Below are 24,269 nucleotides of genomic sequence, written 5' to 3' on the forward strand. Positions count from 1 at the left end.
TATCGTTATAGCTTCATTCACAAAATAAAATGCGAAACAATGGCGCTTTATCTTAAGTAAAGCGCCATGACGTGAATAGTATCTACATTTTTTCGATGGTTTTAATCCCTAACATATCTAAACCAATTTTTAATGTTTTTGCCGTTAATGCTGCTAATTTTAGGCGACTATTTTTTAGTGCTGTATTCTCCGCTGATAATACTGGGCAATGCTCATAAAAACTTGAAAATAGTGTAGCAATATCATAAAGATATGCACAAAGTACATGAGGTAATCCATCATTAGTTAACACTGTAATGGTTTCATCGAATTGGGCTAATCGAGTCGCTAATGCCTGCTCTTTTTCATGCTCAATTATGATATTACCTGCTAAATTTTCCATTGATAAATTAGCTTTACGGAAGATTGATATCACTCGAGTATATGCATATTGTAGATAAGGAGCTGTATTACCTTCAAATGACAGCATATTGTCCCAATCGAACACATAATCTGTGGTTCGATTTTTTGATAAATCAGCATATTTTACTGCACCAATCGCTACTGCATCAACAATAGTCGCTAGCTCTTTATCTGTTAAGTCTGGATTTTTAGATTTAACAAGTGCTGCCGCTCTTTCTGTGGCTTCATCTAATAAATCATTTAGTTTAACTGTGTCACCAGAACGTGTTTTAAACGGTTTACCATCTTTCCCTAGCATCATACCGAACATATGATGTTCTAATTGTAATGATTCTGGAATATAGTTTGCACGATGGGCAATTAACCATACTTGTTCTAAATGTTGATGTTGTCTTGAGTCTGTATAATATAAAATACGATCAGCATGTAGTTTTTCGTAACGGTATTTAAGTGCTGCAATATCTGTTGTTGCATAAAGGTAACCGCCATCGCGTTTTTGAATAATAACGCCCATTGGTTCACCTTCTTTATTTTTGTATTCATCAAGGAAAACAACTGTGGCGCCATCACTTTCAACCGCAATACCTTTAGCTTTTAAATCGCTAACGACTTCAGGCAGTAATTTGTTATAAATACTTTCACCCATTGTATCAGCAAGTGATAGGGTGACATTAAGGCGTTTATAAGTGGCAACATTTTGAGTCATAGTGATATCGACTAATTTTCGCCACATAGTTAGACAATATTCATCACCACCTTGTAGTTTTACTACATAATTACGGGCTTTTTCTGCAAAAACGGCATCTTCATCATAATGTTTTTTAGCTGCACGATAGAACTCTTCTAAATCAGCAAGTTCCATATCCTGTGCATTTTCATTTTGCATTTTCTCTAGATAGGCAATCAACATCCCAAACTGGGTTCCCCAGTCGCCAACATGATTGGCTCGGATAACATTATGACCTAAATATTCTAAGACACGAACCGAAGCATCTCCGATAATTGTTGAACGCAAATGCCCAACATGCATCTCTTTAGCAACGTTAGGGGCAGAGTAGTCGACAATAATATTGTGTGGTTTGTCTGCTAAGGTAAGATTAAGTTTTTCATTATCAAGGGCTAATTGATTCTGTTTAGCAAGCCAGCAAGTATTTAAAAATAGATTAATAAATCCTGGTCCAGCTATTTCAACTTTGCTTACATATTCATCGATAGCTAAATGGTTAACGACATTTTCAGCTAATTGTCTTGGGTTTAAAGACATTTTTTTGGCTGCAGCCATGATACCATTAGCTTGATAATCACCGAATTGTGCTTTAGCGGATTGTTTTACTAAGGCATCACAATCAGCAGGAGCTCCCGCTGCGATCATTGCCTGTTTAATTTTGTCAGATAATAATAGTTGAATATTCACAGAATCTACCTAAATTTTGATAAAACATTGGCGCATATGATACCTGCAAAGGGTTTAAATGTCATTCTTACATTAATAGGATTTACTTTGTTTTTTTATTCGTTAGAATAGATCTGTTCTCAACGGGGAGCTGATAGGCTGTATCTTAACACTATATTTGAGATAAATTCTTAAAGCTGAGAGTTGCAATAGCATGACCCGTAGAACCTGAACCGGTTAATACCGGCGGAGGGATTGAGCATATCAGAGGAGCTTTATTGCTTACTCTTTATTTACTCAAACCTTTTGCCTTAAGTTGTTACTATTGCTAATTAAGGAGGCAAAATGTTACGAATTCTTTTTACTCTTTTCTCTATTCTATTTATTGTAGGTCCCGCTACAGCTACAGCTAAAGATAAACCGATTTTAACGGTTTATACTTATAGTTCTTTTGTTTCAGAGTGGGGGCCGGGCTCGCAAATTAAGGAAAATTTTGAAGCGAAGTGTGACTGTATTGTTAATATGGTCAGTATTGATGATGGTGTGATGATTTTGAATCGTTTAAGATTAGAAGGCAATCGTACCAAAGCTGATGTTATTCTTGGGCTAGATACTAATTTAATTAGTATTGCCAAACAAGCTAAATTAGTACAATCCCATGATATCGTAAAACCGACTAATTTGGCGGTAGATTGGTGGGATGGACAATTTATTCCTTATGATTATAGCTATTTTGCCTTTATCTATAACCAAGAAAAGATCTCATCTCCACCAACCAATTTTGCTGAATTATTAGATAACCCTGATTGGAAAATTGTTTATCAGGACCCTCGTACCAGTACGCCGGGGCTGGGTTTATTACTTTGGATAAATAAGATTTATGGTGAGAATGCGCCATTAGCTTGGAAAAAATTAGCGCAACACACTGTTACTGTCACTAAAGGCTGGAGTGAGTCTTATGGCCTATTTTTAAAGGGTGAAGCTGATTTTGTACTTAGTTATAGTACTTCTCCTGTCGTTCATATTAATGATGGTGATCATCGTTATAAAGCTGCTATTTTTAGTGATGGAAATTATGAGCAAATTGAAGTTGCAGCAATAACTCAATACGCTAAACAACCTGATTTAGCTAAACAGTTTTTAATGTTTTTATTAACACCACAATCACAACAGATATTGATGAATAAAAATATTATGTATCCTGCAATCAGTATTGATTTACCCGCCGCTTATCAGGAGATTAATCCTGTGACTAAAGCTCTATCATTTAGTGCTGATGATGTTGCTCGTTACCAAAAAATATGGATCAAACAATGGCAAGATGCGGTCAGTCAATAAAGATCTATTTACCAGGGTTTACTGTTGTACTTTTTGTTAGTACAACAGTATTCACTGCACTCATCGCATTATGGTTATTTGCTTTTGAACACAGTGATGAAGGTTTTTACTGGGATAATTATTTATTCAGAGTTGTCTCATTTACATTTATACAAGCAACGTTATCAACATTTATCTCGATTATATTAGCCGTGGTATTGGCTAAAGCACTTTATCAAACACAATTTATTGGTAAGAATTTATTAATACGCATATTATCATTAACTGTGGTATTGCCGTCACTGGTGGTGATAACTGGATTATTAACCGTTTATGGCCATACTGGTTGGCTAGCATGGTTATGTGATTATTTTTCAATTAATTATTCACTCTCAATCTATGGTTTAAATGGTATTTTAGTCGCCCATGTCTTTTTAAATTTTCCTTTTGCGGCTAGATACTGCTATCAATCCTTATTATTAATTCCTAATGAGCAAAAACAGTTATCTCAGCAACTGGGTTTCAGTTATTTACAAACATTTCGGTATTTAGAATTCCCTATTATTATTAAGCAGCTACTGCCTTTAGGGGGCTTAATTTTCATGATGTGTTTTTCCAGTTTTGCAACGGTATTGGCATTAAGTGGTGGCCCTAAATACACTACTATTGAGGTAGCAATTTATCAAGCTGTACGTGACTTTGAATTACAACAAGCAGTTATTTTATCTTGTATTCAATTATTGTTCTGTTGTGGATTTATGTTGATACTTAAACGATTAGAACCTAAACAGGCGCCACAATTAATTCATAATATCAAACCATATCTGGTTAAAATTACACATAGACAAAAATTACTCTGTTACATTGTTATTGTCGCGAGTAGTTTGTTTATTTTGACGCCATTACTTGCAGTTATTTGGGATGGGCTTTACTATTTTTCTACTAGTTTTTTGACAAGCTCATTACTTCAGGCATTATTAACCTCCGTGCTCATTGCCCTTTGTTCAGCACTACTCGCTATGTTGCAAGCTATGCTTCTCTTATCGACTAATAGTCAGCTACAATTAAGAGGCAAAATGAGACTAAGTGAAAGCGGTATGCTACTAGGATCATTAATACTTGCTGTACCCAGTATGGTTCTTTCAGCAGGATTTTTTATTTTATTTTACAGTTATACCGATAGTCCATTGTTTATTTTTGTATTAATGGTGATTTGTAACAGTTTTTTAACGTTACCTTTTATTTTAAAACAATTAGCAACGCCATTAGCCGATTTAACTAAAAGATACTATTTTTTATCACAATCTCTAAATATTAAAGGTTTACACTATTTTTATTTAGTTGAGTTTAAGGCGTTAAAAAAATTATTAGCTTATAATTTTGCTCTCGCCTGTATCATGTCGATGGGGGATTTTGGGATCGTTGCATTGTTTGGTGGGCAAGATTTTATGACTTTACCTTATTATCTTTACGAACTACTTTCCCATTATCGCTATCAAGAATCTGCTTTTGTCGCATTGATTTTGTTAGTAATTAGCTTTTTATTGATGACACTATTTGAGTATGCCAGCTATGATAGAACTTAAGCACGTCAGTTATTTTTATGATCAGCAAAAAATGATGTTTAATATTACGGTAAAACAAGGTGAAGTTATTACTATTTTAGGACCTAGTGGAGCCGGCAAGAGTACATTGCTAAGTTTAATTGCTGGTTTTATTGAGCCGCAATCAGGTCAAATTTGGTTAAATGGTAAAGATGAAACACACACTTCGCCAGCAAATCGTCCTGTATCAATGTTATTTCAAGATAATAATCTATTTACTCATTTAACTGTTGAGAAAAATTTAGCATTGGGATTATCACCTTCATTAAAGCTCACCTCTGCCCAACAACATCAATTATTAACGATCGCTAAGCGTATTGGTCTTGAACCATATTTATCTGTTTATCCTAGCCAGTTATCTGGCGGTCAACGTCAGCGGGTGGCAATTGGGCGCTGTTTATTACAACATCGACCGATTTTGTTACTTGATGAGCCTTTTTCTTCGCTCGATCCTAAGTTAAAAAAAGAGATGTTTGAATTACTTTATGAGATTCAAACTGAATATAATTTAACGATTTTAATGGTTACTCATCAACTAGAAGATATTGCAGCAAACAATAATCGATGTTTAGTGGTGGTTGACGGTAATGTGGTCTTTGATGGTCATTATGAACAACTTATTAAGCAAAAAATGATATCAGCCTATCTTGGAATAGCATAATATTTAGCTTATTAATTTCGTTATAAAATTGCTTTAATGTATGATTCTGGTGTAAAAATGACAGTGCTATAAAAATAATTAATTTGATTATAAGTTTAATTAAAAAAGTTATTTTAATTGTAAGCCTGAATATACTTTGCTATTTTAATTAAATCGTTATATAACTTTGACAATGCTATTTGTTTAATGATTAAGGGTGGACACAGTGGAACAACGTATCGGATTTATTGGGTTAGGTAATATGGGGAGTGCGATATTACAAGGTATTTTAGCAAGTGAAACCGTGTCTGCATCGCAATTTTATATCTATGATGTTAGCTCGGAAGCGATTGAGTCACTTAAGCAAAAATATGCTTTAAATGTATTAGAGAGCGCAAAAGAAGTTGCTAGAGAATCGGATATTGTCTTTATTGCTGTTAAACCAAATAATGTTAATGAAGTTTTGACCGAAATCCAAAAAGAGCTAAAGAAATCAACCGTTGTGGTTTCTATTGCAGCCGGGATTACTCTAAAAGCTATAGAAGCCGTAATTGGTTATGAGCAAAAAGTCATTCGAGTTATGCCAAATACCCCTGCATTAGTTAATTCAGCCATGTGCTCAATGACACCAAATACAGAAGTTTCGCCAGAAGAGCTACTCACCGTGCGTGCTTTACTCAATTGTATCGGTTTAACAGAGGTTCTGCCCGAATATCAAGTCCATGCGGCAACCGGTGTGGGCGGTAGTGCTCCTGCATTTGTCTTTATGTTTATTGAAGCGTTAGCTGATGCAGCAGTGAAAGGTGGTATGTCACGAAAGCAAGCTTATAAATTTGCCGCACAAACGGTGATGGGTTCTGCAAAATTAATGTTAGAAAGTGATAAACATCCTGGTGAGCTAAAAGATATGGTCTGTTCACCGAGTGGCACAACTATTGAAGGTGTGCAAGTTCTAGAAGAACGAGCTTTTAGAGCTGCTGTTATGGATGCGGTTGAAGCTTGTATTAATCGTTCAAAAAATTTGAGCGGTGAAAAGTAGTTCATCCCAATTGAGTTAACTGGCTTTATACCAGCCAGTTAATCTATCATATTCTTCTCGTCGCCATACTTTTTGTAACAGCTTATATTTCATCGATTAATTGTAAGTTAATAGTAATCATCGTACAATTATCGAATAATTATTATAACTTTTGCTGTTTTTTCATGCCTAACAAACGCTAATAAATAAATGTTGTACTGCAATTAAATAATATTATGAAAATAAAATAAAAATCAATTTTATCCAGTTTGCTCGTAAGCTTCTTGATCGCAATTCAGCTTATGCGGTTGATTATGTAATCACTCATCATAATCCAATCAATAATGCATATTTGAATAATCATGATGGTAAGCAACAATAGTATGTTGATAACATCGATATTAAGTGGCATTTTTAAATTTTTCATTTTTGGATAAAATCGATTAAATAATTAGAAAAGGATCACAAATGAAACAAAATTTATATAAAGTTGGCTTTATCTTGAGCATAATTTTAGGACTTTCTGCCTGCTCATCAGTAAATAATAAATGGAATGTTAATAATAGCTGGTGTAAGGATACGGATGAAGTAACAAATACCACAGAGATCGTCACATTATCTACTGATGCGTTATTTAAATTTGATGGTGCATCATTCGCTGCTATTTTGCCAGAAGCGAAGGAAGAGTTAATTAAATTGACGAATACATTAAATAATAGTCAGATTAAAATTGCTAAAATTATTATCGTTGGTCATACCGATAAACTTGGCTCTGATGATTATAACTATCGTTTAGGGTTAGCTCGCGCGACAACAATCAAAAATTATTTAATTAATGCTGGTATAGAAACAAATTATGTTGTTGAAAGCAAAGGTAAGCTTGAGCCGATAACGTCTACTTGTGATAATAGCCAGAGTTTTGACAAAGTAAAAGCGTGTTTGCAACCCGATCGTCGAGTTGAATTACATATTGAAAAGATCAAATAATAGCCCCTATTAATGATAATAATAAGTATTGTTGTCTGAATATTATCGATAGGACATTGATTGCAAAAACGTAGTTAATATTTAACTACGTTTTTTATACTATAAAAATTTAAGCGCACTCTTTACTCGCACCAATCTATTGATTATGGCATAATGTGCACAAAATCACATTTTGACCACCTGATTATTTAATCCGGTGGTTTATTTATTTTCGAGAGTTAATCAAGTGTTAAGTACAAATAATATTACAATGCAGTTTGGCAGTAAGCCTCTATTTGAAAATGTTTCAGTTAAGTTCGGAAATGGTAATCGCTATGGGCTTATTGGCGCTAATGGTAGTGGTAAATCGACTTTTATGAAAATTTTAGGTGGCGATTTAGTTCCTACTGCAGGTAATGTGGCGTTAGATCCTCATGAGCGTTTAGGTAAGTTAAAGCAGGATCAATTTGCTTTTGAACAATATACTGTGCTTGATACCGTTATTATGGGGCATAATGAACTTTGGCAAGTTAAACAAGAGCGAGATCGTATTTATGCGCTAAGTGAAATGAGCGAAGAAGATGGTTATAAAGTGGCCGATTTGGAAGTGCAATATGCTGAAATGGATGGCTATAGTGCTGAAGCTCGTGCGGGTGAATTATTATTAGGTGTTGGTATTCCAATTGAACAACATTACGGATTAATGAGTGATGTCGCCCCTGGATGGAAACTTCGAGTATTACTGGCTCAAGCCTTATTTTCAAATCCAGATATTTTATTACTAGATGAACCAACAAATAACTTAGATATTGATACTATTCGCTGGTTAGAACAAGTTCTTAATGAGCGCGAAAGTACCATGATTATCATTTCCCATGACCGTCACTTTTTAAATATGGTTTGTACTCATATGGCTGATATGGATTACGGTGAATTACGTATTTATCCTGGTAACTATGATGAGTATATGGCGGCATCAACCCAAGCGAGAGAACGTTTACTTGCTGATAATGCCAAGAAAAAAGCGCAAATTAGCGAGTTACAATCTTTCGTTAGTCGCTTTAGTGCTAATGCTTCAAAATCAAAACAGGCTACTTCAAGAGCAAGACAGATTGAAAAAATCCAGTTAGAGGAAGTGAAAGCATCGAGTCGACAAAATCCATTTATTCGTTTTGATGAAGATAAAAAACTTTATCGTAATGCCTTGGTTGTTGAGAAGTTAACTAAAGGTTTTGAGGATGGTCCACTATTTAAAAACGTCAATTTAATGGTTGAAGTCGGTGAAAAAGTAGCGATTTTGGGAACTAATGGTATTGGTAAATCAACTTTGTTAAAAACGTTAATGGGCGAATACGAAGCTGATGAAGGACAAATAAAGTGGTCTGAAAATGCTAATATTGGTTACTATGCACAAGATCATGAATATGAATTTGATGAAGATCTAACCGTTTTTGACTGGATGAGTCAGTGGAAACAGCCTAGTGATGATGAGCAAGCGGTACGTAGTATCCTTGGCCGACTGCTATTTTCACAAGATGATATTAAGAAGAAAGTTAAAGTGCTTTCTGGTGGTGAAAAAGGTCGTATGTTATTTGGTAAATTAATGATGCAACGTCCTAATATTATCGTTATGGATGAGCCGACTAACCATTTGGATATGGAATCTATTGAATCGTTAAATATGGCGTTAGAGTTATATAAAGGAACGCTATTCTTTGTTTCCCATGATCGTGAGTTTGTGAGCTCGTTAGCATCACGAATTATTGAAATTACACCAAATAAAGTGGTGGATTACACCGGTAATTATGAAGATTATTTACGTAGCCAAGGTATTGATGGGTAATTATTAACACCATCACGCTTATGTTAATAATGGCTAGATAAACTAGCCATTATTTTATAATAAAAGGCGCTTATATTTGTTAGCCTATTTAATCATCATCAAATACTAAAATAGCAGTCAAACATCTCTTGATATGATTTATAAAATATAACTTATAGTCAAAATCATTGTTATCACTCAATCACTCTTGCTATATCTACCTAATGGATATCTTTTATCAGATAAGAGGTATTGTCACTCTTTGCATATTTCTTTCACTATTTAATTTAAATTAATGGTATTAAGAAGGTATACTGACTAAGCATGATAATAAAGATAGTCTTAATTGATTTTTTGCAATAGGAGTTCGTATGAAAAAATTAGCTGTTATTTTTGCAGTCATGGCTGTAGCTGGATGTTCTACACAGAATCAACAAACTGTAAATAGTGCTGCTCAACCACAAGCGGTTGTTGATAGTTCAACTGCACGTAATTCTTTAGATTGGGCTGGTGTTTATGAAGGTGTTCTACCTTGTGCTGATTGTGAAGGAATTAAAACAACATTAATTTTAAATAGCGATAATTCATTTAAATTAGAACAAGTTTATCAGAAAGGTAAAAATACTTTTATGCCACAAGCCACAGAAGGGCAAATTGAGTGGAATAAAAGTAAACCACTTATTTATTTAAAAGAGGGTGATGAAACCCGTACATTCTTTATCGGTGAAGGTTATGTAACTGCTTACGATATGGAAGGTCAACCGATTCAAAGCAGCCTAAACTATACATTAAAGCAAATCAAAGTATTTTAGTTTTAAAGTAGGTAATATTTTATTAATTATCGCCAGTTATAGTGCGCAATTTTTTAAGCAAAACAGGACTTTTTAAGTACATACTGTTTTGCTTTTTTTCTATCAAATACTCAACATCCATCCTATAAAAATGAGTTTTATAATAACTCAAGACATTTTTATAAAGTTAATAAAACTATCGGCAAACTTTAATATATGAATAGTAAGAGTAAATTAAATTTTAAAATTATTTTATTTATCAATAATCTGAGTTGTTCTTTTGATAATTAAGTGGTAACCCTCACACAGATAATAACAATTAATAGTGTTATTTACGATAAGTAAAAACTATTGAGTTTATAGGAACAACTCATTAGATTCACCAACAGAAATTCGTTACTATAGAGACCAATTAATCAACAGGAGAACTAAAATGTCATTAATCAATACTAAAGTTAAACCATTTGCTAACGCTGCATTTAAACAAGGTCAATTTATTGACGTTACTGAAAAAAATATTGAAGGTAAATGGAGTGTTTTCTTTTTCTATCCAGCGGACTTTACATTTGTATGTCCAACAGAATTAGGTGATTTAGCTGACCATTACGCTGAATTCCAAAAATTAGGTGTTGATATCTATTCTGTTTCTACTGATACTCACTTTACTCATAAAGCATGGCATAGTAGCTCAGAAACTATCGGTAAAATTCAATATACAATGATTGGTGACCCAACTGGTACTTTAACTCGTAATTTTGAAATTATGCGTGAAAACCAAGGCTTAGCAGATCGTGGTACTTTCTTAGTTGATCCACAAGGTATCATTCAAGCGATTGAAATTACTGCTGAAGGTATTGGTCGTGATGCTGCTGATTTATTACGTAAAGTTAAAGCTGCACAATATGTTGCATCTCACCCAGGTGAAGTTTGCCCTGCTAAATGGAAAGAAGGCGAAGCAACTCTTGCTCCTTCATTAGATTTAGTTGGTAAAATCTAAGTCATTATTGCCGTTCTTAGTTATAAAAAAAATCGGGCTTTTATGCCCGATTTGTTTAGGAGAAAACCATGAGTAAAACAATGCTTGATAGTAATATGAAAACCCAATTAAAAGCTTATTTAGAGCGATTAACTAAGCCTGTTGAGCTTATTGCCAATGTGGATAATAGTGAAAAATCAACCGATACGTTGACTCTGCTTAATGAAATTGCCGAATTATCAGATAAAGTCACTGTAAAACAAGCCGATGATAGTTCAATTCGTAAACCTTCTTTTTTAATTACTAATCCTGGGGTGGATAGTGGATTACGTTTTGCTGGAATTCCGCTGGGTCATGAATTTACCTCATTAGTATTAGCATTATTACAAGTTGGTGGTCATCCTTCGAAAGAAGAACAGAGCTTACAAGATACAATTCGTAATCTTGATGGCAAATTCCATTTTGAAACCTATTATTCACTTTCATGTCATAATTGTCCTGATGTCGTTCAAGCGTTGAATTTAATGACAGTTCTAAATCCAAATATTACCCATACTGCAATTGATGGCGGTTCTTTCCAACAAGAGATCACTGATCGCAATGTTATGGGTGTCCCTGCTGTTTATCTTAATGGTGAGGTTTTTGGACAAGGTCGTATGACATTAGCTGAAATTGTCAGCAAAATTGATACTAATTCGGCAAAACGTGCTGCTGATGAATTAACTGAGCGTCAACCTTATGAAGTATTAGTTATTGGTAGTGGGCCTGCTGGTGTTTCAGCTTCGGTTTATTCTGCACGTAAAGGTATTCGTACGGCTTTGATTGGTGAACGTTTTGGAGGTCAAGTACTTGATACTGTTGACATTGAAAACTATATCTCTGTACCAAAAACAGAAGGTGCTAAATTGGCTCAAGCTTTCCGTAGCCACGTTAGCGACTATAATATCGATGTGATTGAAAACCAAAGTGTGGTGAAATTGATTCCAGCTGAAAAAGAGGGTGGTTTACACAGTTTAGAAACCGCTTCTGGTGCGATTTTAAAATCACGTAGTATCATCATCGCAACAGGTGCTCGCTGGCGTAATATGAATGTTTCTGGTGAACAAGAGTACCGTACTCGTGGAGTAACTTATTGCCCTCATTGTGATGGCCCATTATTTAAAGGTAAAAAAGTGGCTGTTGTCGGTGGTGGTAACTCCGGTGTTGAAGCGGCAATTGATTTAGCTGGTGTGGTAGATCATGTAACACTATTAGAATTTTTACCTGAGATGAAAGCGGATTCGGTATTACAAAATAAATTACGTAGCTTAAAAAATGTTGATATTATCGTAAATGCACAGACTCTTGAAGTGACTGGTGATGGTACTAAATTAACTAATTTGAAATATAAAAATCGTGTTGATGAATCAGAACATGAATTAGCATTATCTGGTATTTTTGTTCAGATTGGTTTATTACCAAATACCCAATGGCTAGAAGGAACAGTTGAGCGTAATCGTATTGGTGAAATTGTGATTGATAGTAAAAATGAAACCAGTATTAAAGGTATTTTTGCTGCAGGTGACTGTTCAACAGTGCCTTATAAACAAATTATTATTGCTACTGGCGAAGGCGCAAAAGCCTCTTTAAGTGCATTTGATTATTTAATCAGAACGAAAGTTGCTGAATAATAATTGAAAAAATAACTCATCAATTGATGAGTTATTTTTTATTTACAAAAAGAAAGTCAGTTTCAGTCATTAACGATAGCTGATTTTTTTATCGCAATTAATGCGTATCATAATAGTTCCAGGCAGCTTGTAAGCCTTCACCTGATTTTGTTTTATGACCTAGTTTATTTAATACTGCTTCTAATGCGGTTAAGGTTTGCATCACACAATCTTTACGTGCGTTATAACCCATAGTACCAATTCGCCAAACATTACCTTTTAATGGTCCGAAAGAGGAACCGATCTCAATGGCGAAATCATTTAGCATAATGCTTCTTAATTCTGCATCATCGATATTTTTTGGTCGGACGACACCAACAACGTTATTCATTTTATTGGTAACATCACCAAAAATCTCGAGATCCATGGCTTGTAGACCGGCAAGTAGCGCTTTACCATTAATTTCATGACGTTTAATGACATTATCAAGTCCTTCTTGTAGGACAATTCGAGCACTTTCTCTGGCTGCAAATAACATACTGGTTGCTTCAGTATGGTGATTAATTCGCTCTGGTCCCCAATAACGCATAATCATATCAAGGTCAAAATAGTTAGAATAGATCATCTCATCATTACCATCGGTTTCATTATCACGACGGATACCTGATTCAACACACTTACGCTTTTGAATTAACTCAACGATATTCTCATTTAACGTTAATGGAGCAACACCTGGAGGCCCACTAAAACATTTTTGTAAACTAACAGAAACGCCATCAAGTTGCCATTTATCAACTTCTAATGTGTTACCAATAATTGATGCGGTTGCATCCACATAGCTGATAACGCCATGTCTACGACAAATTTCGCCAATTTTATCTAAAGGCTGTAACATCGTAGTTGATGTATCACCCTGAACACATAGTAACATACGAGGTTTTACTTTTTTGATTGCATCTTCAATCATATCTGGAGTAAATACTTGTCCCCAAGGTACTTCAATCGTATGAATTTCTGCACGGCAACGTTTAGCTATTTCACAAAGTAATAAACCAAAGCGACCAAAATTAGGAATAAGAACTTTATCATTTGGGCGAATCGTCGAAACGAGAACTGCTTCAATACCTGCTCTTGCTGTGCCATCAATAACAAAAGTTTGTTGGTTTTTGGTTCTAAAGATATCACGGTAGAGTGCCATTGTTTGGTTCATATATTCGGTCATTACCGGATCAAATTGACCAATAAGCTGGGCTGCCATTGCGCGTGTAATTCTTGGATCAGCATTAACAGGACCGGGCCCCATTAATAATCGATAAGGGGGATTGATTTGATCATATTGAGTGACATCTAACATCCGAAAACTCCTATTTAAAGAGATGAAAATATATAAAGCTAATGATAAATTATTGCTAAATATTGTAAATAATCAAATAACGAATTAATTATATAAAAACTTATAATTTTTATACTTAGTTAGTTAAATTTTTTTTAATAGTTAGTAAATGAATATATTTATCACATTTTCCAATTTGGATTTAACTATAATGATAAGTATTTTAGTACGTTTAATACAAAGAACCAGCTATTTTTGTGTAGCTATTAAACTATCAGGAATTAAGGAGATATCAATATGAATATTTTAGAAAATGATGTTGCTGAAATAGTTAACTGGATTGCCAGTTTTGGCGGCTTAGAAAACGGTGGAACTACCCGTTTACTTTATTCTGATGAATGGCTACAAGCTCAAAATCAATTGAAGCAGCGTATGCAACAATTTGGAATGGAAACCTATTTTGATGATATCGGTAATTTGTTTGGCCGAATTCCAGGAAGCAAATATGCAGAACAAGTTATTATGTCTGGTTCTCACGTTGATACCGTTATTAATGGCGGTCGATTAGATGGCCAATTAGGGATTGTTGGCGCATTTTTAGCTATTAAATATCTTTATGAAACTTATGGCAAGCCATTAAGAACATTAGAAGTAGTCTCTTTTGCAGAAGAAGAGGGTAGCCGATTCCCATACTCTTTTTGGGGAAGTAAAAACGTTTTAGGTATGGCTAATCCAGATGATGTTAAAAATATTCAAGATAAAGCGGGTATCAATTTTGTTGATGCAATGACCCACTGTGGATTTAAATTTAATACCAAACCTGCCCGTAGTGATATTAAAGCCTTTGTTGAGCTTCATATTGAACAGGGTGGTGTATTAGAACGTGAACAAAAAAGTATTGGTGTCGTAACCAGTATTGTTGGTCAACGTCGCTACAATATTCGTTTATCGGGTCAAGCTAACCATGCCGGTACAACACCAATGAGCTATCGTAAAGATGCGGTATATTGTTTTAGCCGTATCTGTCAGGAATCGATTAATAAAGCGGTCAAGATGGGTGATCCATTAGTCTTAACATTTGGTAGCGTTATACCAAAACCGAATGTTGTTAACGTTGTACCTGGCGAAGTTTTATTTTCGATGGACTGTCGTCATACTGATGCTAAAACATTGATCAGTTTTACGAAAGAAATTGAGCAAGATATGCAGCGTATCGCAGCAGAAATGGGGCTGGCTATAGATATCAATTTATGGATGGATGAAGCCCCGATTCCAATGGATAAAGCACTAACAAAAATGCTTGAAAAGCAGTGTCAAGAAGAAGGGCTAAGCTATAAAGTGATGCATAGTGGTGCAGGGCATGATTCACAAATTTTTGCGCCAAAAATACCGACGGCCATGATTTTTGTACCAAGTATTGACGGTATTAGCCATAATCCTGCGGAAAATACGCATTTAGCAGACTTAACCGAAGGCGTAAAAGCGCTAGCTTATGCACTTTATCAATTAGCTTATAAAGAGTAGCTAATTGTAAATTGCGATAGAGTAAAAGCTATTTGATTAACAAGAACAGATAAATAACTAAAGTAAACCGACACAGAATTTAGTCGATAAAAGTAAGGAAATTAGTATGGGCTATATAAATAATAATATCGGATATCCTAAAGATCTACTGGCGTCACGTGCGGTAATAAAAAAGGATAATTATGCTTTAATTCCACAAGATGGTTTAGTTAAAAATGTGATTCCTGGCTTCGAAAATTGCGATATTACTATTCTATCGACACCAAAATTAGGCGCTTCGTTTGTTGATTATATCGTAACCATGCATCGTGGGGGTGTAAATGCACAAGGTTTTGGTGGTGATCAAATAGAGACATTTGTGTATGTCATCGAAGGGGATGTTGAAGCTAAAGCAGATAAACAAGCGTTTAAATTACAAACTGGCGGTTATTTGTATTGTCCACCAGGTGTGAAATTATTTTTAAAAAATAATGCTGAAACATCAAAGCTCTTTTTATATAAACGTCGATATCAGCCACTAGCAGGTCATAATCCTTATGTGGTTGCGAACAATATCAATAATCTTGAAAAAATTAACTATGAAGGTATGACAGACGTTATCATTCAGGACTTTTTACCAAAAGAACTCACATTTGATATGAATTTTCATATTTTAACGTTTAAGCCTGGTGCTAGCCATGGTTATATCGAAACTCATGTGCAAGAACATGGTGCTTATCTATTAAGTGGTGAAGGGATGTATGTCTTAGATAATGACTGGATCCCTGTTAAAAAGGGTGATTATATCTTTATGGCAGCGTATGCGCTACAGGCTTGCTATGCAGTAGGGCATGAGTCATTAAGTTATATTTATTCAAAAGATTGTCACCGAGATGTAGAAATATAAAAATTAAGCCATTGGATAAGTCGTCATCGATGGCTTATCCAATCGTTATTTGAATAGGAAGCTAGTTTATGAGTAACATTTTTAAAATATCTGCGACCGGTCTATCAATGAATTATATGCCCGAGTATGTCGCCAAGAAAAGTATACCGTTACAGTGGTGTGTGATTTAGCCGGTGTACCATTAGAAGTTGCTGTTATTTTCTTTGGTGTAGACTATTTCTTAGGTATTACTCGTGTACCATGTAATATTATGGGAAGTGTGTTCTGTTCAATCATAATGGCGAAAAAACGTGGTGAGTTTGATAAAGAGATCTTTAATACACCATTAGAGCAATTGATGAAGCAAGAACAAGTTAAATAGTGCTAGTCTATTGAAGTAATTTGTAAAATAGGCATAAAGAAATTATTAATTGTGGTAGATTATTTCTTTATTGTTAAACGGTAAAATAAGAAGTGAGATGAATATGAACAAATTTGATTTAATCATAAAAAATGGTTTGGTTATTTTGGATTCGGGTGAAGTCAAAACCGATATAGCAGTCAAAAATGGTAAAATTGCTGCAATTGGTTATGATTTAGGGAATGCTCAAAATGTAATAGATGCTGACGGCTTAGTTGTCAGTCCAGGTATGGTTGATGTTCATGTTCATATTACCGACCCTGGTGGCGTACGAGCGGACTGGGAAGGGTATGTAACAGGAACCAAATCCTGTGCTAAAGGCGGTGTCACTTCTTTTATCGAAATGCCATTAAATCAATTACCAGCAACGGTCAATGCCGCTAGTATCGATAAAAAATATCAAGCAGGTAAAGATAAACTTTATGTTGATGTCGCCTCGTTTGGTGGTTTAGTGCCACATAACTTAAACGGTGGTATTCAAGAGCTTGATAAAGCAGGTGTTGCTGCATACAAATGTTTTATGACGGCATGTGGTGATCCGAATATCGAAGGAGACTTTGATAGAGCTGATGATTATACGTTATATGAAGGCATGAAACAGATTGCTAAAACAGGTAAGATTTTAGCTATCCATGCTGAAAATGGTGTCATTGCAAGTGGACTTGCTAAAGCAGCTCGAGCTCGTGGTGAAACGACATTAGCGCAGTATGTTGCGACTCGTCCAGTATTTACTGAAGTAGAAGCAATTCGTCGAGCTATCTATTTTGCTAAGATCACTGGATGTCGTATCCATATTTGTCATGTAGCTTGTCCTGAAGGTGTTGTTGAAGTCATGAAGGCACGAGAAGAAGGTGTCGATGTGACTTGTGAAACATGTTTACATTATCTCTATTTTGTTACTGATGAGTTAGATGCGATCGGTATGTCGACGAAATGCTCTCCTCCAATTCGTGATTTAGCGGCTAAAGAAGGATTATGGCAGCAGATTTTCTCTGGTGCATTATTGACTGTGGTATCAGATCATTCGCCTTGTTCACCAGATTTGAAGGACAAAACCAATGCATTTGATGCTTGGGGCGGAATCTCTGGTGTACAAAATAACGTAGATATCTTTTTTGATGAAGCGGTACAAAAAAGAGGTCTATCATTGAAGGCATTTGCTGATTTAATTGCTAAAAAGCCAGCTGAACGCTTTAATTTACCGACTAAAGGCTCAATTACAGTTGGTAAAGATGCCGATTTAGTGTTAATTAAACCAAATGCATCTTATGTATTGCAAGCAAGTGATTTAGAGTATCGTAATAAATTTAGTCCTTATGTTGGGAAAACAATTAACGCACAAGTAGCTCAAACTTACTTACGTGGTCAATTAGTTTACTCGCAAGAGGGTGGCGTTGTTGAAAAACCGATGGGTGAGTATATCTATCGTTAAAAAAATTATTTAATAATAAAAAACGGATGGTATGTGCCATCCGTTTTTATTTTATCGTTTTATATCAATATTTTTATAAAAAGCTTCAGTAATAGGATTATTATTAGTAAATAAAGTCACCAATTCATTAATGACTTTACCCATATTATTTTTTTTCCAAGCTAGCGATAATTGAGATGGTAAACGCGTATTAATCACTTCACAAGGTACTAATTGATTTTTATCGATATAAGGTTGGCATAGTGTTTTTGGTAGGAAACCTGCACTTACCCCTTTTAAGTGGCAAAGTAATTTAGTTTGCAAATTAGGGACAAGAATTTCTCGTTGTCCAGAGAGTAGCCAGCCAATACGTTTACTCATTTTTATTGAAGTATCTTCGATATTTATTGCATCAAAGTTTCTTAGTGTTTCATTACTTAATTTGCCATTTATTTTTGCTAATGGATGATCTTTTTCTGCAACAAATATCCAAGTAACTTCACCAATCGGGTAAATATTAAACATCGTGTCAAGGGATTCCCAACCTGTTGCACCAATCGCAAAATGGCTATCACCGTTGAGTAGAGAGTCCCATACTCCCATATAAACTTGTCTTTTAATGTTAAACTGGGTAAAAGGGAACAGCTTTTTAAGGTAGACAAGTAACTCGGCTACCGCTTCTGGGGAGTAAAGTATATTATTAATGGTAATATTGACTTGCCGTTCAATACCATTTTGAATCTCTTTTAGCTCTTCAGGCATGTGTTCAATCCATCTATGCCAATTACAACAGTGTTGGTAGAGATGTTCACCTGCTAAGGTTAATGAGATAGAGCGAGTAGTTCGTTTAAATAACTGAATACCCAACTGTTGTTCTAGTGCTTTAATTCGGTAGGTGATAGTTGCTGGTGTTTTAAAAAGAAGTTTTGCTGCTTTTGAAAAACTATTACATTCAACGATAGTAATAAATGTTTTTATCGTTTCTTGATCTAACATGATTATACCTATCCATATTTATATTTTTCTAATATTAATGAACCTAACCACATACCAAGTAATAAGTCGGCACCGGAAGTATGACCATAACTGAGTAATCGATTTACTGCGGTTAAGTTTGTATATCGTTTATTCTGGATTAAGTGTAACACATTTAATAGATTTGCAGAAAAAATTCCCATCATTGCATAGTGGAGAAAATTGGCACTCACTTTAGTTGTCTGTTGCTCAAGCAGGGAAAGAGGAAATTGATTCGGTAAATTATCTAACAAGCGACTACAAAATGGATCAGAAAATAATAGTAGTAGCACACCAGTGATGACATCATCGCCCGTTGGAGTTAATCCTGGCCCTAAGCCAATGATCGAAGAGAGGTCTATTGATTGACCTTCTAAAAGTAAAGCGATTTGTTCACTTAAGTCGTGTAATTCTGTAGGCAATCTATTTTTTTTAATGGATTTTAATGAGCCAAATAATCCTGTAGGTTGATCAAATTGATGGATTAGTTGATCGATAAACGTAAAAGAGGAGATGAACTTCTGCGTAATTTGTAATTGTAACTTACGGGCATTATTACTAATTAAGATCTCATTATTGACTACAATTCCTTGTGAATTTTGTTTTATTGGTCGCGATTGATTAGCAAGTAACAGGCTATGCAGATAATCAAAATCACACTCTTTAATTATCATCCCCATTGGGCTAATTCCATTATGGTGACGATGTAGGGTAATTAATTGTTGTTGCTGGTTAAGTAAATTAATTACCCTATCATGAATACTAAAACAGTGAAGCGATCCAATTGAATTGGGTATAGCGGTACTTATCGCTAACGGCTTCACTGATTTCATAATGACTACCCCTTAATATCCATTTTTTCAGCTAATGCAATCAAAGCTTTCTCAAAGCATGCTAATGGTGCTCTTACCGTACCCGCACCAATTTGACCAATACCTGGTTTTTTATGAGCGATACCTGTATTGATTAATGGCGTAATTCCAGTTTCAACAACACGACGTAAATCTAGCCCTAAGCAACTACCTTGGAAATCCCATGATGGAATCTGTAACATTGGGTTGTGAGTCAAATAAATTTCACTCATCTCTTCTGAAGTCTCAATTGCCGCATCAAGTCCACCAGCACCCACAAAGCGAGTTACCCCAGGCGCTGCAACCATCGCTGCACCACCAACACCAAACGTTTCGGTAATGGCGCTATCACCAATATCAGAGTTTGCATCGGCTTGACTATAGCCAGTAAAGAATAGTCCTTCTGGTGTATTAACTGGTGCCGTGAACCATTGATCACCCAGTCCACTGACTTTAATACCAAAATCTTTGCCATTACGAGTCATGACTGTAACAATCGTACCAGCCTCAATTGTTGCAGCACTATCCATAACTGCTTTACAATAAGCCATAGCAAGATTAAGGAAGAATTGATCTGTGACACTTAAGAAATCAAAAATTTTGCTCATTTCATCTTTTGGTCGATTTAGTTGAGCCAATTTTGGTGCTAAGGTTCTTAATAGTAGAGCTGAGGCTGCAATATTACGTTGATGGAATTCATCTCCCATGGTAATCGCTTGTGCCATCATTGCCGTTAAATCAATTCCATTTTCAAATAATTGTAGTGCTTCATTTAATGCCGGAGCAAGTGAATCTCTCATCCAACGGTGACGTTGTTGTACATCTTCACCGTAGGCTCCGAAACGCATCACTTTACCAATACCTTCATTCAAATTACAGTAGGCATAATTACCATGAGGCATATTTTTGACTTCAAGCATTGGCATATTAGCAGAAGTTATACCACCCATAGGGCCAACAGAGTTAACAGAATGACAAGGAATAAACTCTACTTTGCCATTTTTTAATAGGTTAATAGCATCTGCTTCATTATTCGCCCAACCTTCAAATAGACAAGCACCAATACATGCTCCTTGCATAGGTCCAGTCATATCATCCCATTTAATCGGTGGTCCAGCATGGAGTAATTTGTAACCTTGTTGTAATGTTGGTACTGCTTCTTTTGCAGGTTTAACACCGATCCAGTGTGGACGAGCTTCTTTAATACGCTCAATAATTGCTTCATTTGCTTCATTAATCGAATTGTACTTCATATTTTGAACCTCTTATCGTAATTTTTTTAAGATATTAGCTAGTTGCGGATTGCCGCCTGCAATAGGGGCCCATTGATAATGAATAACAGCGATGCCCGCAGATTGTAAATCCTCAGCGAAACTTCTTAATCCTGCATTAATAACACTGACACCTTTTAACAAAGGGGGTTGTTCTGATTTTGTTTGATTATGGCAAACTGGATCAATTAATTTACAAGAGAGTAGGACTGCTTCAGGTAAGTTATCAAGTACAACAATACCGTTCTCTTTTAATAAATTAATTTGTTCTGTACGATTTTGTGGATCACTCTCTGTACCCGTGACGGTTGCAATAACAATTAATGGATTATCTTGTGTACGGAGTTTTTTAGCTTGTTTAACACCTTCAATAACTGATTCAGCAGGGTTTTGGTTAGCACCATAACCAATCACTAGATCAATCAGTAACACACCGACATTGTTATTTTTACCTAAGGCCGCAATCTCTTGTTCACGAATAGAGGGATCAATCATCGGATGAGGGCGACCAACGGTATAAAAATCATCACCAAGATCGACAATTTTATGTCCTTTAGCATCTAACATAATGCCTTTATCATGAGAAGAAGAGGTCGTCACATCCAGTTTTTCTGCTAATAGCATCGCAGCTTCAGCGGCTAAAGTTCCGCCAGTATATAAACCATAAATCAAGCGACCTTTAACTGATGGAACAGACTCTGCTGCTTGCTCTACTTTCGATAGTAGACAAGCGATACGAGCAGCTTCATCTAACGTATTGGCAAAATAGATGTTCTTGTCTTGCATTTTTTCTGGTTTACTGCCTAAAAACAGTGCCACAATCGGTTTATCGATTTGCTGCATCGCTTGGATAATTTTCTTACGGACACTTTCTGCTGGTGGTTTAGAAACAAACGTAATAATTTTAGTATTACTGTCATTACTAAGCATGGTTAATGCGGTTAAGGCACTAATTCCACCTATATCAGCAGAAAGATCTCTTCCACCTAAGCCGATAGCATGAGTGATCCCCTGATTATGGAGTGCAATTTGCGAGGTAATTTCTTGAATGCCGGTACCCGAAGCTCCAACAATACCAATATTACCTTTTGGTGTTACGTTAGCAAAAGCAAGCGGAGCTCCGGCAATAATTGATGTACCGCAATCTGGTCCCATGACAATTAGCCCTTTCTCAGTCGCTTTTTGTTTTAATTGAATTTCATCAGCCACAGAGACGTTATCAGAGAACAACATTACATTTAGGTTGTGATCTAATGCATCATTTGCAAGTCCACAAGCATATTCCCCAGCAATAGATATTAAGACTAAATTGGCATCAGGAAGTTTATTAATCGCAGTTTCTAGGCGACGAGCTTTAAGTAAACGAGAGCCGCTTTTTTGTTGATTAGCACTTTTTAATGACTCTTCTAGTTTTTCGCTGATCAGGGCAACAATATCAATATCAGAATGTTCAGCTTTAATACCAACGCAAATATCATTAGGGGTTGCCTCATCAAACTGATCGTTCCAAAAGCCTGTATTGCGTAATAAAGATTTATTAGCCGGCGTTCCCATCATAACGGAAACTTCGCTAACATCCTCAATTTGGCTAAGTTTCTTCGATATTAGCATCAAGCTAACCGAATCTTGGAAACTGCCTTTTTTAATAAACGCTTGAACCATGAAATTTTATCCTCAATGTAATTAACGACTATTTTGTGTTAAACAAAATTTCGGAGTTAAATAAAATTACTCACTTTAAAAGAGATAATCCAATATCTTTAGTAATTTAGCCAATATCTTATCGCTAATTTAAGATTATTCGGTGATTTATATCACAAAAAGATAAAATGGAATTTAGTTAAATTTTATTATAAATCATAATATTAATTTTGTTTTTTAATTTTTTTCAATAAATAGCGTACCAATGTTGAATTAATTTGAATAGCCTAAAAACAATGAAATAGATCACAATATATTACCTGAGTAACACGTAGACTTAAGTCATAGAGACTAAATTGATTAAGAATTAATAAATAAGGTGAATAAAGATGGAATTAATTGTAATTGCGTTAGGCGGTAATGCTATTTGTAAACGTAATGAAGCATTAACAGTTGAAAATCAGTATAACAATATTGATGCGACTGCGAAACTAATCGCAAATCTTGCCGGCAAGTATAAAGTCATTATTGTACATGGCAATGGCCCACAAGTCGGGTTACTTGCATTACAAAATGCAGCATATACCGAGTTACCACCTTATCCATTAGATATTTTAGTGGCCGAAACTCAAGGTATGTTAGGGTATATGATTAGCCAAAGCTTGCAACAATTTAAGCAGGTAAAAAATGTCGTTACTCTATCAACACGAGTTGCCGTTGATAAAAACGATCCTTCATTTAGTAATCCTACTAAATTTATTGGTCCAGTTTACTCACCGAGCGATGAGGCTGAGTTAGTTAAAAAATATGGTTGGACTTTCAAGGCTGATGGTAAGTATATTCGTCGGGTAGTTCCATCACCAAAACCACAGACTATTATTGAACTTGATGTGATTAAAAAATTATTATCAGAAGATACTATTCTTATCTGTAATGGTGGCGGCGGTGTGCCAGTTGTTAAACAAGAGACTGGTTATCAAGGCATTGAGGCCGTTATCGATAAAGACCATTCTGCAGCTAAATTAGCGACAGAACTTGGTGCTGACCATTTGATGATTTTAACGGATACTGACTTTGTTTATTCTGACTGGGGAACACCGCAACAAAAAGCTTACCATAAAGTTAAACCAGATGAATTGCGTTCATTAGCAAAAGAGGATGGTTCAATAGGACCTAAAGTTCAATCCGCTATTGATTTTGTTGAGACAACAAAAAATACCGCTTACATTGGCAGTTTAAATGATTTAGAAAAATTATTAGCGGGTACTACCGGAACGATCATTAGTGCATAAAGGAATTAATTTTTTCATTGATAACTAAATAAAATCGGAAATAAGATATTTTAACATCTTTATATGGA

At 35.3% G+C, this 24,269-nt stretch carries 20 protein-coding genes and 1 riboswitch; of the genes, 14 read left to right on the plus strand and 6 right to left on the minus strand.

Annotated features, from left to right (window positions below):
* Nucleotides 1-82 precede the first annotated feature (82 nt).
* Complete coding sequence (gene argS, locus RHO11_01240) at nucleotides 83-1,816, minus strand: arginine--tRNA ligase (protein ID WVD61777.1); 1,734 nt, start codon at nucleotides 1,814-1,816, stop codon at nucleotides 83-85.
* A gap of 113 nt (nucleotides 1,817-1,929) precedes the next feature.
* Nucleotides 1,930-2,067, plus strand: a riboswitch (TPP riboswitch).
* Between the two features lie 73 nt (nucleotides 2,068-2,140).
* Here argS and thiB point away from each other — a divergent pair.
* The 9 genes from thiB to ahpF all read left to right on the plus strand — a co-directional run bounded on the left by thiB (nucleotide 2,141) and on the right by ahpF (nucleotide 12,599).
* A complete protein-coding gene (thiB, locus tag RHO11_01245; protein WVD61778.1) occupies nucleotides 2,141-3,133 on the plus strand; it encodes a thiamine ABC transporter substrate binding subunit in 993 nt (330 codons plus the stop codon).
* Nucleotides 3,109-4,698: a thiamine/thiamine pyrophosphate ABC transporter permease gene (gene thiP, locus RHO11_01250; GenBank protein WVD61779.1), complete on the plus strand. Its 1,590-nt coding sequence runs from the start codon at nucleotides 3,109-3,111 to the stop codon at nucleotides 4,696-4,698. The genes thiB and thiP overlap by 25 nt, the downstream gene beginning before the upstream one ends.
* Complete coding sequence (gene thiQ, locus RHO11_01255) at nucleotides 4,685-5,377, plus strand: thiamine ABC transporter ATP-binding protein ThiQ (protein WVD61780.1); 693 nt, start codon at nucleotides 4,685-4,687, stop codon at nucleotides 5,375-5,377. The genes thiP and thiQ overlap by 14 nt, the downstream gene beginning before the upstream one ends.
* Nucleotides 5,378-5,582: 205 nt before the next feature.
* Nucleotides 5,583-6,395, plus strand: a complete 813-nt coding sequence (proC, locus tag RHO11_01260) for a pyrroline-5-carboxylate reductase (GenBank protein WVD61781.1) — start codon at nucleotides 5,583-5,585, stop codon at nucleotides 6,393-6,395.
* Between the two features lie 447 nt (nucleotides 6,396-6,842).
* The gene (locus RHO11_01265; GenBank protein WVD61782.1) at nucleotides 6,843-7,361 is read left to right on the plus strand and encodes an OmpA family protein; all 519 of its coding nucleotides are present in this window, start codon (nucleotides 6,843-6,845) and stop codon (nucleotides 7,359-7,361) included.
* A 226-nt stretch (nucleotides 7,362-7,587) separates the two neighbouring features.
* Complete coding sequence (locus tag RHO11_01270; GenBank protein WVD61783.1) at nucleotides 7,588-9,183, plus strand: ABC-F family ATPase; 1,596 nt, start codon at nucleotides 7,588-7,590, stop codon at nucleotides 9,181-9,183.
* Between the two features lie 350 nt (nucleotides 9,184-9,533).
* On the plus strand, nucleotides 9,534-9,974 hold the full coding sequence (locus tag RHO11_01275; protein WVD61784.1) for a copper resistance protein NlpE: 441 nt from the start codon (nucleotides 9,534-9,536) through the stop codon (nucleotides 9,972-9,974).
* 412 nt (nucleotides 9,975-10,386) lie between these two features.
* Nucleotides 10,387-10,950, plus strand: a complete 564-nt coding sequence (ahpC, locus tag RHO11_01280; protein ID WVD61785.1) for an alkyl hydroperoxide reductase subunit C — start codon at nucleotides 10,387-10,389, stop codon at nucleotides 10,948-10,950.
* A gap of 68 nt (nucleotides 10,951-11,018) precedes the next feature.
* Nucleotides 11,019-12,599: an alkyl hydroperoxide reductase subunit F gene (gene ahpF, locus RHO11_01285; protein ID WVD61786.1), complete on the plus strand. Its 1,581-nt coding sequence runs from the start codon at nucleotides 11,019-11,021 to the stop codon at nucleotides 12,597-12,599.
* A gap of 97 nt (nucleotides 12,600-12,696) precedes the next feature.
* Here ahpF and RHO11_01290 read toward each other — a convergent pair whose 3' ends face one another.
* On the minus strand, nucleotides 12,697-13,932 hold the full coding sequence (locus tag RHO11_01290; protein ID WVD61787.1) for an alanine--glyoxylate aminotransferase family protein: 1,236 nt from the start codon (nucleotides 13,930-13,932) through the stop codon (nucleotides 12,697-12,699).
* A 276-nt stretch (nucleotides 13,933-14,208) separates the two neighbouring features.
* On the opposite strand from RHO11_01290, the gene allC reads away from it, so the two are divergent.
* The 4 genes from allC to allB all read left to right on the plus strand — a co-directional run bounded on the left by allC (nucleotide 14,209) and on the right by allB (nucleotide 18,153).
* A complete protein-coding gene (allC, locus tag RHO11_01295) occupies nucleotides 14,209-15,435 on the plus strand; it encodes an allantoate deiminase (GenBank protein ID WVD61788.1) in 1,227 nt (408 codons plus the stop codon).
* 106 nt (nucleotides 15,436-15,541) lie between these two features.
* The gene (gene allE / locus RHO11_01300) at nucleotides 15,542-16,321 is read left to right on the plus strand and encodes a (S)-ureidoglycine aminohydrolase (GenBank protein WVD61789.1); all 780 of its coding nucleotides are present in this window, start codon (nucleotides 15,542-15,544) and stop codon (nucleotides 16,319-16,321) included.
* A 154-nt stretch (nucleotides 16,322-16,475) separates the two neighbouring features.
* Nucleotides 16,476-16,682, plus strand: coding sequence for a hypothetical protein (locus RHO11_01305; GenBank protein WVD61790.1), 207 nt, complete (start codon nucleotides 16,476-16,478; stop codon nucleotides 16,680-16,682).
* A 103-nt stretch (nucleotides 16,683-16,785) separates the two neighbouring features.
* A complete protein-coding gene (gene allB, locus RHO11_01310; GenBank protein WVD61791.1) occupies nucleotides 16,786-18,153 on the plus strand; it encodes an allantoinase AllB in 1,368 nt (455 codons plus the stop codon).
* A gap of 51 nt (nucleotides 18,154-18,204) precedes the next feature.
* Here the strand turns inward: allB and allS are convergent, their stop codons facing one another.
* The 4 genes from allS to fdrA are packed head-to-tail and all read right to left on the minus strand — an operon-like array spanning nucleotide 18,205 to nucleotide 22,930.
* Nucleotides 18,205-19,128, minus strand: a complete 924-nt coding sequence (allS, locus tag RHO11_01315) for an HTH-type transcriptional activator AllS (GenBank protein WVD61792.1) — start codon at nucleotides 19,126-19,128, stop codon at nucleotides 18,205-18,207.
* 8 nt (nucleotides 19,129-19,136) lie between these two features.
* A complete protein-coding gene (locus tag RHO11_01320; protein WVD61793.1) occupies nucleotides 19,137-19,979 on the minus strand; it encodes a DUF2877 domain-containing protein in 843 nt (280 codons plus the stop codon).
* Nucleotides 19,980-19,984: 5 nt separating this feature from the next.
* Nucleotides 19,985-21,250: a DUF1116 domain-containing protein gene (locus RHO11_01325; GenBank protein ID WVD61794.1), complete on the minus strand. Its 1,266-nt coding sequence runs from the start codon at nucleotides 21,248-21,250 to the stop codon at nucleotides 19,985-19,987.
* A gap of 12 nt (nucleotides 21,251-21,262) precedes the next feature.
* Nucleotides 21,263-22,930 (minus strand): acyl-CoA synthetase FdrA, encoded by a 1,668-nt coding sequence (gene fdrA / locus RHO11_01330; GenBank protein WVD61795.1) that lies wholly within the window; start codon nucleotides 22,928-22,930, stop codon nucleotides 21,263-21,265.
* Nucleotides 22,931-23,298: 368 nt separating this feature from the next.
* Between fdrA and RHO11_01335 the strand changes: the two genes are divergently transcribed.
* Nucleotides 23,299-24,201, plus strand: coding sequence for a carbamate kinase (locus RHO11_01335; protein WVD61796.1), 903 nt, complete (start codon nucleotides 23,299-23,301; stop codon nucleotides 24,199-24,201).
* Nucleotides 24,202-24,269 lie beyond the last annotated feature (68 nt).

The sequence above is a fragment of the Orbaceae bacterium BiB genome, assembly GCA_036251205.1.
Taxonomy (GTDB): domain Bacteria; phylum Pseudomonadota; class Gammaproteobacteria; order Enterobacterales; family Orbaceae; genus Orbus; species Orbus mooreae.

Coding starts and splice junctions, on each gene's coding strand:
- thiB (WVD61778.1), top strand. CDS start 2,141: ATGTTACGAATTCTTTTTACTCTTTTCTCTATTCTATTTATTGTAGGT.
- thiP (WVD61779.1), top strand. CDS start 3,109: ATGGCAAGATGCGGTCAGTCAATAAAGATCTATTTACCAGGGTTTACT.
- thiQ (WVD61780.1), top strand. CDS start 4,685: ATGATAGAACTTAAGCACGTCAGTTATTTTTATGATCAGCAAAAAATG.
- RHO11_01265 (WVD61782.1), top strand. CDS start 6,843: ATGAAACAAAATTTATATAAAGTTGGCTTTATCTTGAGCATAATTTTA.
- RHO11_01275 (WVD61784.1), top strand. CDS start 9,534: ATGAAAAAATTAGCTGTTATTTTTGCAGTCATGGCTGTAGCTGGATGT.
- ahpC (WVD61785.1), top strand. CDS start 10,387: ATGTCATTAATCAATACTAAAGTTAAACCATTTGCTAACGCTGCATTT.
- ahpF (WVD61786.1), top strand. CDS start 11,019: ATGAGTAAAACAATGCTTGATAGTAATATGAAAACCCAATTAAAAGCT.
- RHO11_01290 (WVD61787.1), bottom strand. CDS start 13,932: ATGTTAGATGTCACTCAATATGATCAAATCAATCCCCCTTATCGATTA.
- allC (WVD61788.1), top strand. CDS start 14,209: ATGAATATTTTAGAAAATGATGTTGCTGAAATAGTTAACTGGATTGCC.
- allE (WVD61789.1), top strand. CDS start 15,542: ATGGGCTATATAAATAATAATATCGGATATCCTAAAGATCTACTGGCG.
- allB (WVD61791.1), top strand. CDS start 16,786: ATGAACAAATTTGATTTAATCATAAAAAATGGTTTGGTTATTTTGGAT.
- allS (WVD61792.1), bottom strand. CDS start 19,128: ATGTTAGATCAAGAAACGATAAAAACATTTATTACTATCGTTGAATGT.
- RHO11_01320 (WVD61793.1), bottom strand. CDS start 19,979: ATGAAATCAGTGAAGCCGTTAGCGATAAGTACCGCTATACCCAATTCA.
- RHO11_01325 (WVD61794.1), bottom strand. CDS start 21,250: ATGAAGTACAATTCGATTAATGAAGCAAATGAAGCAATTATTGAGCGT.
- fdrA (WVD61795.1), bottom strand. CDS start 22,930: ATGGTTCAAGCGTTTATTAAAAAAGGCAGTTTCCAAGATTCGGTTAGC.
- RHO11_01335 (WVD61796.1), top strand. CDS start 23,299: ATGGAATTAATTGTAATTGCGTTAGGCGGTAATGCTATTTGTAAACGT.